This window comes from Microcoleus sp. S1D4 (assembly GCF_036700765.1).
GTDB lineage: Bacteria > Cyanobacteriota > Cyanobacteriia > Cyanobacteriales > Microcoleaceae > Microcoleus.
Window position 1 is genome coordinate 473,118 of record NZ_JAUBPP010000001.1, and the last position, 14,516, is coordinate 487,633.

Below are 14,516 nucleotides of genomic sequence, written 5' to 3' on the forward strand. Positions count from 1 at the left end.
ATTACGATTTTGCCGGAGTCTGTGGGACGAAACCCAGGTAATGAGATCGATCCGGCTAGGTGAGTATGTCAAATCCCAAAGTTAGAGGCCAGATAGAGAAGTAACGGCGACAGTGGATTTGGCCCAATTAAATTCCTCAACCCCTGCGGCAACTTCTGCCACAGCCGGCGCTGCTGTTTCCGCCCCCACCAATACCAATTGCACCGCGCAAGCTTTTAACTCTGGCTGTTTGGAATCGGGACAACTTGCCGAATGAGTCATAGCATTGGCTTCAGCTTCTTCGGCCCACAGAGCACCCCAGTGCATCGGTACAAATAGCGTACCAGGGGCGATCGCCTTAGTAACTTTTGCCGGAAACCGAGCCTTGCCGCGGCGCGATCGAACTTCCAACAAATCCCCCTCATTAATCTGCAATTTCGCAGCATCGCGCGGGTGAATTTCCAAAAACGGATCGGGGTGCAATTGATTAATTTTCTCAGTTCTACCCGTGCGCGTCATCGTGTGCCAGTGTCCGTAAAGTCTCCCCGTCGTCAACACAAACGGATAGTTAGGATCTGGAGGTTCAGCGAGTCCCCGGGAGTGATAAGCCGAAAATTTTGCCCGCCCGTCGTCGGTGTGAAAACGCCTGTCAGTATACAGCCGTTTCGCTTCATTGGCTGGATGCGGAGGCTCGTTTTCGGGACAGGGCCACTGCTGGGGGCCTTGGAGGCGCAAATATTCGTGACTCAGGCCAGTTACATCGCAAGGCCTGCCCCTTGTCAACTGCACAAACTCTTGATATACATCAGCGCTGCTGTCGAAAGCAAAATGTTCGACAAAACCCAAGCGGCGGCCGACTTCTGCAAAAATGCTCCAGTCATCGCGCGCTTCCCCTAAAGGAATGTCGAAACCCGGGCCGAGAGTAACGCGGCGTTCGGAATTTGTCATCACTCCGGTTTTTTCGCTCCACTGGGTTGCCGGCAGCAGGATGTGAGCGTAGGCTGAGGTTTCCGTGGGATAATAAGCTTCTTGATAAATCGTCAAGGGCGATCGCAGCAAAGCAGCCTTTGTCCGTTCCAAATCCGGCATACTCACTACCGGATTAGTAGCTGCAATCCACAGCAACTCAACATCGCCAGTTTCCAATCCCAAAATCATCTCCCAAGCAGTGCGGCCGGGATTTGGGGAAATGCTTCCCGGTGCAATTCCCCAAAACTCCTCGACTTGGGTTCTGTGTTCGGCATTTTTCACAAATCTGTAACCGGGGAGTAGGTGAGAGAGTCCTCCGGCTTCCCGCCCTCCCATCGCGTTTGGCTGGCCAGTGAGGGAAAACGGGCCGCATCCCGGTTTGCCGATTTGACCGGTCATCAAGTGCAAATTAATTAGCGATCGCACCTTCGCCGTACCTTCGGAGGACTGGTTGATGCCCATCGACCACAGCGACAAAACCCGCTGCGACTGTTCCCAATAACGGGCAGCCGTTTCTAAATCGCTAACACTAATACCGCAGCGCGAGGCGACAAAATCCGGCGTGTAGCTGCTAATAACTTCCGCAAAAGCTGAAAAATTTTCCGTACAGTCTTGAATAAATTCAGGGTCTATTGCCCGTTTTCGCAACAGTAAATATGCAATTCCATTGAACAAATCTATATCCGTACCGGGCTTAATTGCTAAGTGCAAATCTGCCGCTTCAGCAGTCGGAGTCCGCCTCGGATCTACCACAATCATCTTGACATTGGGATTTTTTTTGTGATATTTGGCCAAGCGGTTGAACACAATTGGATGGCATTCCGCTGTATTGCTACCGACAATAAAAGCACAATCTGTTAATTCTAAATCGTCGTAACAGCAAGGCGGCCCGTCCGAACCAAAGCTTTGAACGTATCCCGAAACTGCTGAAGACATACACAAGCGAGAATTCGCATCAAAATTATTTGTACCCAGACAACCTTTCATGAGTTTCTGAGCAACATAATAATCTTCTGTTACGAATTGACCCGAACCGTAAACGCACAAAGCATCGGGGCCAGTGGTGCTGCGAATTGTTTGGATGCGGTTAACAATGGCATCGAGAGCTTCGTCCCAACTAGCGCGGCGGAAGGGTTGGTCGAGAGTGTCTCGCATCATCGGATAAAGTAGCCGATCGCTCCGAATGGACTCTGCTACCGTTGCTCCCTTAATACAAACCATACCGTGACTTGATGGGTGATTGCGATCGCCTCGAACTTTCCAACTTTGTTTTTTGTCGGGAACAACTTCTAGACCGCAACCTACACCGCAGTAAGGGCAAAGAGTTTTTATAGTTTCCATCTGGTGATTTTAGATGCTAATTTTTGAAAGCTCATGGATAATAGGTAATTTGTCATTATAATCAGAACAAATTGTTCCCAACAATGTATCAATTATTACAAAATTACCCAAAAAACGCTTCACAGCAGCGGAAAATACCCTGATTTAAAATTAACCGCTGTCTTACTAAAACTCGCGATCGCTCTTATTTGCAGCCAGTTTATGACAGTTTATAACTCCCCTGTAAAACAGTGGGCGAATACACTAATTACCAAAAACGGAAACCAGACAGTCCTGATTCGATATCCCAAATTTTACACTTCCGCTAAAGCTGCCAGATTTATCTGTGAAATAAATTTTTAAGCTCAAATCTTGAATGCGAAAATCGACTAACTTGGTTGTTCATAGCAATCTAAGAGCTGCGTGCGGGAAGCTTTCGCCTACTTGGCTGTTTTAACTTCTAATACGCCGCTGGGGCTAAAATTTACTTGAAATTCAGCCGTTGTTCGATCGCCTGCGACGACACCTGCTGGAGTTTGCAAAACCGGCAGAGGCGTTTCTTTGACAAAATCTTTAGCTGCTTGATTTGTGGGATCGAACTGTAGGATATCGCCGTTTTGTTTCACTTTGACCCGATAAGTCAAACTTTCGGTAAATGTCGGAGTTGTCCTCCAATTTTGGTCAATTTTTGCATATAACTGGTTTGCGATCGTATCGAGTTCCGCTTTGTCAGAAATCCCCGATCCGGTGCTGTTAGTCGCAGCAACAGGCGCAGGGCTTGCAGCAATCGGCGCAGGACTAGCGACAGGCGCGGGGCTAACCCCAATCATCGGCGCGGGGCTAACCGCAATCATCGGCGCAGGACTCGCAGCCACAGGCGCAGGACTCGCAGCCACAGGCGCAGGACTCGCAGCCACAGGCGCAGGACTCGCAGCCACAGGCGCAGGGCTAACCGCAACAGGCGCAGGGCTAACCGCAACAGGCGCAGGGCTGGGGGGAGAACTCACAACCGCGGCCACAGTCGGCGCTTGCAGTGCAGTTTCTCCTAGTTTCGCTTGCTTTAGCTGACTGGAAACCGCAGACATATTGACTGCTGCTAAAGTAGCCATTGCTGCCAACCACGACACTGCGAAGATAGCTCCTTTGAGCGGTGAAGCTTCTACGGGTTCAGTAGCGTGAGGCATAAAAGATACCTCTGGCCTTGGCTTGTCAGCAACTGCAGGCTTTTTGCCAGCAGGTACTGGCAGGGGTATCGCGACGGTTTCTGTTTCCGATTCCGTTGCTTCATCTTCTTCGTGGTGGGCGTAGCGAGAAAACAGGAACTCCAAAGCAAAGTTCCGCAGTTCGTAATATCTGGGGTCTTCCATTACCCGAGTCCGGTTGCGGGGACGGCTGAAGGGAATGTGCATATCTTCGCCGATGGAAGCGGCGGGGCCGTTGGTCATCATCACGATGCGATCGGCTAAAAACAAAGCTTCATCAATATCGTGAGTGATCATGATGACGGTAATTTTGTGCTCGCGCCAGATTTTGAGCAATTCTTCCTGCAATTCTTCCCGCGTAATCGGATCTAGAGCTCCGAAAGGTTCGTCCAAAATCAATAGTTTGGGGCGAGTTGCTAGAGCTCGGGCGATCGCCACCCGCTGTTTCATCCCCCCGGACAATTGGCCCGGTCTTTTATTAGCAGCTTCGGTCAGCCCCACTAATTCTAAGTTTTGTTTGACGATCGCATTGTGTTCCTCTGCGGACTTGTCAGCATAAACACTTTCAACACCGAGGTGGATGTTTTCAGTAGCAGTCAGCCAAGGTAGTAGGGAGTAGTTTTGAAACACCACCATGCGATCGGGGCCGGGTTCAGTAATCGGCGAACCTTCCAGAGCAACTTCTCCGCTGGTCGGCCCGTTGAATCCCGCAATCATGTTCAGCAAAGTTGATTTGCCGCAGCCGGAGTGACCGATCAAACAAATAAATTCGCCTTCATTAACAGTCAGGTTTACACCGTCGAGAATGACAAAAGGTTTGTCAGGTTCTTTCTGATTTTTGTAGACTTTGGATACGTTTTTTATCGTTAAAAAACCGGGTTTTTCTGTGTGAAAATTAGTAGTTTCGGGAGTTGTTAGAGTTTGCATATTTTCAGAAATTGGCTTGTTTTTTTGAGGATTAGACATGAAGCTTTTAGATTGAGAGGGATTTTGGGAGTTGTGGAAATCGGAAAATGTGGAGTCTTGTTTCCTAATTTCTTACTCCTCATTTCCTCTTCCTATTTACTGGTTATGCAGGGATTTTGATAGAACACTGACTGCCTATTTGTTCAATTAAGATTTCTTCAATGCGGAGGCCGCGCTTGATTTTGACATTCTGGAGATAGTCGATCGGGTCGTCTAGATTAAAGACAGTGCCGTCAAATAGCTCGATCGTCCGACGAACTCTCGAAATATCCGGCAAACCCAACTCGCGAACTGCTTGACCGAAGACATCGGGCCGCAACACTCGATCGACCACTTCCACCCAGTTTTTCGGGAACGGAATCAGACCCCAGCGGGCCATCTGCGCCATCACCCACACCATTTCTAGGCGGTCTGGACAATTGGTTTGGTCAACGTAGAACTGGTTGAAGTTGTAGAGCATTTGGGGTTCCGCCTCGGTGCCGCAGTTGTACGGATCGAGGAATCCCGGGCGGATGTTTTTGGAGTCTGCGCCGATGTATTGTTCTTGACAAATCAACCCCAGCACTTCTTCGCGGTTGCGGCGATCGTCGCAGTAGTCGCAGGCTTCCAAAAGCGCTTTGACGAGGGCGACGTGGGTTTGAGGATATTTCTGAGCCCAATCTTCGGTAACACCGAGAACTTTTTCGATGTGTCCGGGCAGAATATCGAGGGAACGGGCGATGACAAAACCACTACCGTCGTTGACTGCGTGGTTGTTCCAGGGGTCGCCGGCGCAGTAGCCGTCAATGTTACCTGCTTTTAAATTCGATACCATCTGCGGGGGCGGAATCACGGTCAAGCCCACGTCAAGGTCGGGGTCGATGCCGCCGGCGGCCAGCCAGTAGCGGAACAGCAGATTGTGCATGGAGGCGGAGTGTACCGTCCCCAAGGTGTGAGCTTTGTCGGGGGTGCTGGCGATCGCAGCTTTGAAATCCTCTAATGTCCGAATACCTTGTTTGTAGAGGTGTTTGCTCAAAACAATCGAATTGCCGTTGCGAGACAGAGTGAGGGCGCTACAGACTGGCACCGGGGCTTCGCCGTCCAATCCCAACAACATGGCGATCGGCATTCCTGCGACCATTTGCGCCGCATCCAGCCGTCCTTGGGCTACGCCTTTAGCAATTGCTTTCCAGCTTGGTTCGCGCACGAGGGTAACTTCTTCTAAGCCGTGGGCTTTGAAAAATCCTTTTTCTTTGGCTACGACTAAGGGCGCGCAGTCGGTGAGGGGAATAAACCCGATGTCGAGGTTGACTTTTTCCAGGCCGTTGCGGGCGATCGCAGGTAGTTGTTGTTGGGCCCGGCGTTGTTTGACGCGCTTTTGCTGGTTGAGGAAGTAAACAATTTCGTTGCGTAGCGCGTAGTAACTCGGATGGTTGACAACTTCCATGCGCTTGCGGGGGCGGGGAATGTCCACTTCGAGGATTTGTCCGATTTGCGCTTCCGGGCCGTTGGTAAGCATGACAATGCGATCGCTCAACAACAAAGCCTCATCAACGTCGTGAGTTACCATCACGCTGGTGACTTTGCTTTCCTGGCAAATTTTCATCAACTGGTCTTGCAAACCGCCACGAGTTAAAGCATCAAGAGCACCAAAGGGTTCGTCTAACAGCAGCAATTTCGGGCGAATCGCGAGGGCGCGGGCGATCGCAACTCTTTGTTTCATCCCCCCAGAAATTTCCCCAGGCCGTTTTTTGGCAGCTTGTCCGAGTCCTACTAATTTAATATGGTGTTCTATGACTAATTCGCGCTCTTCTTGAGTGTTACCGCTGTAGATTTCATCCACTGCGAGGGCGATATTTTCGCGAACAGTCAGCCAAGGAAGCAGCGAATAATTTTGAAACACCACCATCCGATCCGGGCCTGGATCGCGGACTTCACGCCCTTCTAAAGTAATCCCACCCTGACTTGCCCTGTCGAGACCAGCGATGATATTTAGCAGTGTAGATTTGCCGCAGCCAGAGTGTCCGATTAAGGAGATAAATTCTCCCTTTTTAATTTTAAGTTCGATATTTTTAAGAGCGATGTATTGCTCTCCATTTGGCAGATCAAATACGCGGTCAACGTGGTCTACTTCAACAAATACTGACATGATTTTTTTTAGGTTAGTTTGTAATTTGTAGATTAAGTCAATGTAGTGGGTGCGCCTGTACCTGATCCTGTTCGCGCTGCGGGTGCGTCGGGTCGCGCACCTTACCTTATGTTAGTCAACAGTCAACAGCCAACTGTTAACTGTTAACTGTTAACCAAATCCTATTTGCTTTCTTCGGGAACCACTTTAGAACCGATAAAACCAACTATTCTGTCTAATAGCAAGCCGACAATTCCTACATAAAGCACTGCTAGAATCACGGAGCTTAGTCTAGAACTGTTGTAAGCGTCCCAGATGAAGAAACCGATGCCAACACCGCCGACTAACATTTCCGCCGCTACGATCGCCAGCCAAGACAAACCGATACCAATTCTCAAGCCTGTGAAGATGTAAGGAACTGAAGATGGAATCAGGATTTTCCAGAAGTATTTTCGGTTCGGTAGGCGCAAGACGCGGGCGACGTTTCTGTAGTCTTGGGGTATTTGTTGAACGCCTACTGTGGTATTGATGATAATCGGCCAAATTGCTGTAGCCAAGATTACAAAAAGTGCTGCTACTTCGTTGGTTTTCAGTCCCATACCTTCAAAGGGATTGAACTGTTGAAATACTGCCAGGGCGATCGGCAACCAAGCTAGAGGCGGGATAGTTCTAAATACTTGAAACAGCGGGTCTAAAGCATCGTACATTAAAGGATTTGTGCCGATCAATATCCCTAAACTTATGCCGAGAATTGCTGATAAAGTAAAGCCGATCGCCACTCGCTGCAAACTCGCTAAAATTTGCCAAAATAAACCTTTGTCGATACCGCCGTTGTCGAAGAAGGGATCGATAATCAAAGTCCAAGTTTCTTTGACAACTTTAACCGGGCCCGGCAAGGAGGAACCATCACCGTGGCAAAGGATTTGCCAAATTGTGAGCAAAACTGCGATCGCAACTAAAGGTCGAAGGATTTTTCGGCGATTTTTTTGCACCAAATCCAAAACGAAATTTACCGGATTTTTACTTTTAGAAACAGAGAGATTTGTTGCCATATCTTTGAGTGTATCTTAGTGAATAATCGATTATTTGTAGATACTTGGAAGTGTTCGCCGTGTCTGGGTGGTTTGAGTCAAGAAAGCCAACTTTACTACTAAAGTTAAAAATTGGTCATCAGTCAACAGTCAACAGTCAACAGTCAACTAATTATGCTTTCTTGATTGCCAGACTCTTCAGATATTCTTCAGGTTTTTCGGGGTCAAACTTGATGCCGTCAAAGAATGTTTCGACACCGCGAGAAGTCGTAGCAGGAATTTGGGCTGCAGGAACACCAATTGCTGTGGCGGCGGCTTTCCAAATATCCTCGCGGTTAACTTTATCGACGGTTCCTTTGATATCGGTATTAGCCGGCATATAACCCCAGCGAATATTTTCAGTGATGAACCAAGCATCGTGGCTCTTGTAGGGATACGAAGCATTATCAGCCCAGAATTTCATCGCCACTGGACTAGCAGCTTCAACGCGACCTGTACCGTAGTCAATTTGACCTTTAGAGCGAGCGACAATATCGGCTGCAGGAACTTTTAACCATCTATCTTTACCGATGATTTGACACATCTCTTCTTTGTTTTCTGGCTTTTCGCACCACTGCTGGGATTCGAGAACAGCCATTGTCAGTGCTTTAGCAGCTTTGGGATTTTTGGCTACCCAATCTGCTCTTAAAGTTAAAGCTTTTTCTGGGTGATCTTTCCAAAGTTCTCCAGTGATTAAGGCGCTGTATCCTACTTTTTGAGCAATTAGCTGAGCGTTCCAAGGTTCGCCTACACAAAAGGCTTCCATGCTGCCGGATTTCATGTTAGCTACCATCTGGGGCGGCGGTACGGGAATCACGGAAACATCTGTATCTGGATTGATACCGCCTGCTGCTAGCCAGTACCGTATCCACAAATCGTGGGTGCCTCCGGGAAATGTCATAGCAATCGGAACTTTCTGATTGGCGAGGGCTGCTTTAAAAGGTTTGCTATCTGTACCTATTTTTAAATCAAGGTATTTTTTGCCGAGGGAAATACCTTGACCGTTAGTATTTAACCGCGCCAGAATGTTCATTGGCACTGGCTGATTGCCTTTGGTAATTGTGCCTAATGTCATCTGGTGAGCCATCGGGGATAGGAGGTGCGCGCCGTCAATGCCGCCTTTGTCGGAACCGAGTTCTAGGTTATCGCGCGTCACCGGCCAAGATGCTTGTTTGGTTATTTGCACGTCTTTCATGCCGTATTTGGCAAAGTAGCCTTTTTCTAGGGCGATGATTAAGGGTGCTGCGTCGGTGAGCGCGATGAATCCGAGTTTGGCTGCGGTAACTTCGGGGGCGTCGGCGGGGTTGATGTTGACTGCTGGGGCAGCGGTGGGTGAGGTTCCGCCGGGAGTTGCGCTAGATGTGGTGGAACCGGAACTGCAACCGTGGGCTAGCAGGGTGCCGGCGGCTGTGACTCCGGCGGTGATGATGAATTTTCTGCGGGAAAGGTTGCTCATTTGTCTTGAATTCTTGTTGTACTTTGAGATCGTTGGAATGTGAGATGGCAGATGTGAGATCAGGCGTCGATCGACACTTGGCCGATCGCCCGCGCGCTGCAAGCTAAAATGAACCCTGGTTCTAAATCGGCAGCCGCGTCTGGTTGACTGTCGTAAACTGTTTTGCCTTCTAGAAGTTTCTGCTTGCAAGTGCCGCAGGTTCCCGAACGACAACTGCTGTCGAGTTCGACTCCTGCCCGTTCGGCAACGTCGAGAATAAATTCATCTTCGGTGCAAGCAACTGTTTTGCCCGATCGGGCGAAAATAACAGTAGATGTCTGAGGTTTGGTCGCCGCGAGTGTCGTTTCGTCTCTCTCAACCGTCAGTTGCAGTTGTCGGTTGAGGGAAGCTACATCTCCTTGATGGGGAACAGCACCGAAGTTATCGACTAAAAGTTGATGCAGCACCGGTTTAAGGTCTTCGCAAGGGATGCTTTTTTGGACGCAAGTACCCAAATGAGCGTCTTTGCCAACCGTCCCTCCCATGTAAATGTCTACACCTTCAAGGGTTTTGCCGTTCTTGCGAACCTTTGTCCCCATCAAACCGATGTCTGCTACTTGGGGTTGGCCGCAGGAATTGGGGCAACCAGTCCAGTGAATTCTGACCGATTTGGGAATGGAGAGTTCGGTTTCGAGTTCCCCAATCATGGCGACGGCGCGAGCTTTGGTTTCAATGAGGGCGAAGTTGCAAAACTTGGAGCCGGTGCAGGAAAGTAAGGCTCGCGTCAGGGGTGCCGGCTCAATGGAAAAACGCTGCAACAGCGGTTCTTTCAGCAGCGACTCAATCCGCGATGCGGGAACGTTGGGCACAATCACGTTTTCTTCGACAGTCAGCCTGAGCTCGCCACTGCCGTAGACTTCGGCGATTCTGGCTAAATCGAACAAATCCGATGCAGTTAGCCGTCCGACGGGAACGTGCAGCCCTACATACTTGAGTCCTGCTTGTTTTTGGTCGTAGATGCCGATGTGGTCGCGTTTGTCCCAGATGATTTCATCTTTGAGGGCGGCCCGAAGCAATGTGCGCCCTAATTCTTGTTCGACGACGGCGCGGAATTGTTCGATGCCGAGTTCGTCAATCAGCCACATCAAGCGCGATTTTTGGCGGTTTGCTCTCGGGCCTCGATCGCGAAACACAGTTAAAATTGCTTTGCACAAATCTACAACGTCGCTGGGACTTGCCCAAGCGTTGAGGGGAATTGCAGCTTCGCAGCGTTTGGCGGAGAAGAATCCGCCGACTAAAACATTAAACCCGATGTTGCCGTCCAAGTAAGCGGGTACGAAGGCGATGTCGTTGATTTCGGCGTGGACTGAGTTGTCGCGACAGCCTGCGATCGCAATATTAAACTTTCTCGGCAAATTGGAAAACGCGGGGTTGCCTTCGCCGCTGTTGGTAATCATGTCTTGAACTTGGTTCGCCAGTTCCCGCGTATCTATCAGTTCGTCGGCATCCAAGCCTGCGACTGGGGAACCGGTGATGTTGCGAACGTTGTCCATACCGGACTGAACACTGGTCATCCCCACTGCTTTGAGGCGGCTGAAGATGTCGGGCACATCTTCTATGCGAATTCCGCGCAGTTGCAGGTTTTGTCTGGTGGTGATGTCGGCGCTGCCGTCGTCGCCGTACCGCTGTACAATTTCTGCGATGGTTCTGGTTTGATTGCTGGTAATGATGCCGTTGGGCAACCGCATCCGCATCATGAATTTCCCAGGAGTTACTGGCCGAAAGAAGATGCCGAACCATTTGAGGCGGTAGTCGCGATCGATTTCGTCCATTGCTTCCCAGCCGATTTGGGCGAAGTGTTCGAGTTCGGCTTTGACTGCTAAGCCATCTTTTTCGGATTTGAGTTTTTCAAATTTGTTCTGGCTGGTTTTTGGTTCTACTGTTTGGGTCATTGGTTTACCCTCGCGGCTGGCTTGTTCGGGAAAAGTATTGACTTGGAGCATAAAGTGTGTTTCCTGCTAACCTTAGTGACTGTATGAATTTAAAACTGTATATTTAGTTACTCGATAGAATTTCTTTTAAGCATGGTTGGTCTTTTGTATACTTGAGCTTTTTTGGACGCTGCCTCGAATGCCACCAACCTATTTATGGTTGTTATGGTTGCTACCGATTGTTCGATCGCTGCGTTTCGATGCGCCTTTGTTACGAACAAATGTAAAACCCACCACCGTAAAGATTCGTAGCTATTTTTACAAAATATTGAGTTTTATGAAGATTTTGCATACTGACAATGCGTTTTATACATGAGTAGTCGGTAAAGACACCCACAGAGCCTAAAAATCTTTGTAAATCTTTAGATTTGGGAGGGGAGAGAGGGAAATTGGCAAATAATAAAATAATGTTGTGACGCCGATCGCATACTTAAAACGCCGCTAGTCACACAATTAGATGCGTCGCGATCGCACAATTAGCGTCAAAAAATCACATTCTCTACTCTGTCAGCGTCACTGTTGATTTTGGGAGAATGATAGATGATATAACTATCGAATTCAGAGAAGGTCTTATGCTTTTTATTCAACTTATCCCCGGCGCTATTTCTGAAATACTGGCCTCTGTTACCGATACAGGCTGTTTGACATTGGCCGATCGCTACGGTTTGATGGCTGCTGTTTTGGATGACTCTCTCGACGAGCAAGATATATATTCGCTCAACCGACTGCTGCGCTACGTGCTTAAGGGAAGAGTCAAGATAGTTAATGAATTGTCGGCGATCGGTTAACAGCATTCAGCAATTTGATTGATGCAGCGCTTCAAGTGCAGAAACTACCGCCAGAGTCTCAAGGAACCCGCGATGCTCGCTACGGATATGTTGCAGGCAGTTTCTTGGCTTTTCTCAAAACGATCGCTCCTCGCCGTCAGTCGATTTTAGATTTTAGATTTTAGATTTTAGATTTTTAGATTTACTTACATCATTAGTAGGGTGCGTCGAGGAGCGATGAATCCCTAATATCATCTCCGGTAGATTGCCATAACACAAAAAAGGTTCGTGCAGTTAATCGAGCGGGCGCGATATAAGATCGTTTCCGGCTGCATCGTCAGGTGATAAATCAGAGAGCAATTCATGAATGATTTTTACAAGTCACCACCTATCTCGGTGCAATTTTCAGTTGTTCGATTCACAGTCAACAGTCAACAGTCAACAGTCAACAGTCAACAGTCAACAGTCAACAGTCAGTAGGGGCGGTGGATGGTGCGTGCGGGCCCTCTTAACTTGAGGAAACAATTTTTTATAAATGGTATAATTTTGGGCGATCGACCTTTGAGGAATTTGAGGACTCAAGTCCTCATTACCAACCTAATTATAATTATTAAACTGGGCTAGAGATAATAGGCAACCTATGAAAATCATCAATCAAACAATCGAAATACTCACAGAATCAGGTCTTAATATTTATAACATCACTCCTCAAATTGTCCAGCTTCTTGATAGCAGTGCCGTGAAAAATGGACAAGTTATAGTTTTTTCCAAACACACTACTACAGCTTTGGCAATTAATGAAGATGAAGAAAGATTGCTAGCAGATATTAAAGTATACTTGCAAAAATTAGCGCCTCCCGGTGACAAATACTTGCACAACGACCTGCATTTAAGAATAGTTCCAGCCGACGAACCGATCAACGCTCACTCTCACCTGATGGCCATGACGCTCAGTACCAGCGAAGTAATTCCAGTTGCAGAAGGTAAATTAGCACTGGGGACTTGGCAATCTGTTTTGTTTTTTGACTTAGACGGGCCGCGAAACAGAAGTGTAAGTATTCAAATTATGGGCGAATAAGTTGTGGTGTAATTAAATTGCATCTAGCGGTTTTCAAGTGAATGAAATATTGACCAATTAATCCCTCAATCCCTCAATCAATTTTATGGACTAACTCTGCGTAGGTGATGCGTTTGGGTAGCAATGTGCTGGTAGTGGCGAAATTTTGCTGTTTAATTACGGGCATTAGCTGTTTTTTGTGAATGTAGTTGATATTAGGCGATCGCCCACAAAATCGGGAGCAGAGCGGTTTTGCAAAAAGCATTTTTTTTATTAAGCGTGCGAGAAGCCCAGATCGCGTATTGTACTCGCTCTTCGGGGACGCTCGAACTATAAATGCAAAACCGATCTGCTATCACAAAATCTTTACCAAAACTTTAATAAAATTTGCCGGAATCTGTGATTTACTAAAAATTAAAGAGTCCCTACGAGGCGGCAGCATCTCCGGCTTTGTAAAAATATTTTTTTGTGCGAGTGCGATAGATAAAATCTCCCACGCATTAAAACAAAAGCGATCGATAGGATCTCCCACGCATTCAAGCAAAACACAGATGCTCCCGAGCGATCGACTTGATTTTTTATCACTCATTCCCCGGAGAATTTTATGAATTCTACTAATAAAAACAGTATTTACAGCACTTGCTCAGTGGCTGTTTTCTGTGCAATTATCGCGATACAGCCACAAAAAGCTACAGCAGCAACGCTATCTAACGGTTGGAATTATGCGATCGATTCCTTCAGCGACGGCGTGACAGGGCCGCAAATCGGCGGCGGCGAATTTGAATTTTACGGTATCGCTGTCAAAGAAACATCAGATACAGCTTTCATCGCCATTAACTCCAATCTAAGTTTAGCGGGATATGCAGACAGCGCTGCTCTCCGAGGCAACATCAACTACGGCGATTTGTTCTTCAATTTTTCCGGTCAAAACTTCAACACAGCTAACGCAAACGGCAGCTTATTTGGTATCCGCTTTGCCGAGGGAAACGACTCAGGCGTTGCGACAACAGGCGTTTACAGCAATGTCAGCGCTAAAAACGTCACCCAAACGAACTCCGGCTTTAGCAATTTAAATCAATTCAACACTGTAGTTGCATCTCAAGGCGGTACTCCATCAATGGGCGATTTAGCTGCCACAGACCCCTATTTTGAACAAACAGGAAACTGGACAGTTCTCAACTCAATTGCTACAGGTACAAAAGTAGGAGAAATTAACTTTTTAACTCCCGCCACTTTGACCGCACTAGGTCTGAATTTTGGTCAATTTAATGCAGTAGGTTCTCAAACAATCGGATTCAGTTTTAACAAATCCTCAATGCCTTCGGGGAGCTATATTGCTAACTTTTTTGCCGAGTGCGCTAATGATGCGATCGCCATTAAAAGCTCCTTTGAAGCAAGCTCTGCTGAAGCCGTACCCGAACCTGCTACTTGGTTGGGTACTTTTGCCGGATTTGGGATTCTGGGTATGGGTGCGGCGAAACGCAAAATTAAGGGCAAGATTAGCTGAAATTAAAAGTTTACAACACACTTAAGATTGCACTTAGAACCCCGAGTTCTTCCAGAATTCGGGTTTTGGATATTTTTGATGAATCAGTCGGTCTCCTGGTGGCGAAAGTAGTAGGGTGCGTCGCAGGGTAATATTTGCCATCTGCG

The 14,516-nt window shown here is 47.8% G+C and carries 10 protein-coding genes and 1 pseudogene; 4 read left to right on the forward strand and 7 right to left on the reverse strand.

Annotation, left to right across the window (positions count from 1 at the left end):
• Positions 1-81: 81 nt before the first annotated feature.
• The 7 genes and pseudogenes from QT998_RS01900 to QT998_RS01930 form a co-directional block, all read right to left on the reverse strand.
• The gene (locus QT998_RS01900; protein ID WP_333087744.1) at positions 82-2,289 is read right to left on the reverse strand and encodes a molybdopterin oxidoreductase family protein; all 2,208 of its coding nucleotides are present in this window, start codon (positions 2,287-2,289) and stop codon (positions 82-84) included.
• A gap of 419 nt (positions 2,290-2,708) precedes the next feature.
• On the reverse strand, positions 2,709-4,436 hold the full coding sequence (locus QT998_RS01905; protein WP_333113339.1) for a nitrate ABC transporter ATP-binding protein: 1,728 nt from the start codon (positions 4,434-4,436) through the stop codon (positions 2,709-2,711).
• Between the two features lie 103 nt (positions 4,437-4,539).
• Positions 4,540-6,564, reverse strand: a complete 2,025-nt coding sequence (locus QT998_RS01910; protein WP_333087749.1) for an ABC transporter ATP-binding/substrate-binding protein — start codon at positions 6,562-6,564, stop codon at positions 4,540-4,542.
• A gap of 161 nt (positions 6,565-6,725) precedes the next feature.
• Entirely contained in the window at positions 6,726-7,595 is an 870-nt protein-coding gene (gene ntrB, locus QT998_RS01915) for a nitrate ABC transporter permease (protein WP_194070878.1), read from the reverse strand.
• A gap of 151 nt (positions 7,596-7,746) precedes the next feature.
• Positions 7,747-9,069 (reverse strand): CmpA/NrtA family ABC transporter substrate-binding protein, encoded by a 1,323-nt coding sequence (locus tag QT998_RS01920; protein WP_333087750.1) that lies wholly within the window; start codon positions 9,067-9,069, stop codon positions 7,747-7,749.
• A 59-nt stretch (positions 9,070-9,128) separates the two neighbouring features.
• Entirely contained in the window at positions 9,129-9,440 is a 312-nt protein-coding gene (locus QT998_RS01925; RefSeq protein ID WP_333087891.1) for a 2Fe-2S iron-sulfur cluster-binding protein, read from the reverse strand.
• A gap of 33 nt (positions 9,441-9,473) precedes the next feature.
• Positions 9,474-11,000 (reverse strand): annotated as a pseudogene (locus QT998_RS01930) (ferredoxin--nitrite reductase); the annotation flags it as partial.
• A 611-nt stretch (positions 11,001-11,611) separates the two neighbouring features.
• Here QT998_RS01930 and QT998_RS01935 point away from each other — a divergent pair.
• From QT998_RS01935 to QT998_RS01950, 4 genes are all read left to right on the forward strand, one after another.
• Positions 11,612-11,827 (forward strand): hypothetical protein, encoded by a 216-nt coding sequence (locus QT998_RS01935; RefSeq protein WP_194011692.1) that lies wholly within the window; start codon positions 11,612-11,614, stop codon positions 11,825-11,827.
• 35 nt (positions 11,828-11,862) lie between these two features.
• A complete protein-coding gene (locus tag QT998_RS01940; RefSeq protein WP_333087752.1) occupies positions 11,863-11,991 on the forward strand; it encodes a hypothetical protein in 129 nt (42 codons plus the stop codon).
• 455 nt (positions 11,992-12,446) lie between these two features.
• Positions 12,447-12,884 carry a secondary thiamine-phosphate synthase enzyme YjbQ gene (locus QT998_RS01945; RefSeq protein WP_333087755.1) on the forward strand — a complete coding sequence of 146 codons (438 nt, stop codon included), beginning with the start codon at positions 12,447-12,449 and terminating at the stop codon, positions 12,882-12,884.
• A gap of 583 nt (positions 12,885-13,467) precedes the next feature.
• Positions 13,468-14,370: an XDD3 family exosortase-dependent surface protein gene (locus QT998_RS01950; protein ID WP_333113331.1), complete on the forward strand. Its 903-nt coding sequence runs from the start codon at positions 13,468-13,470 to the stop codon at positions 14,368-14,370.
• Positions 14,371-14,516: the final 146 nt, after the last annotated feature.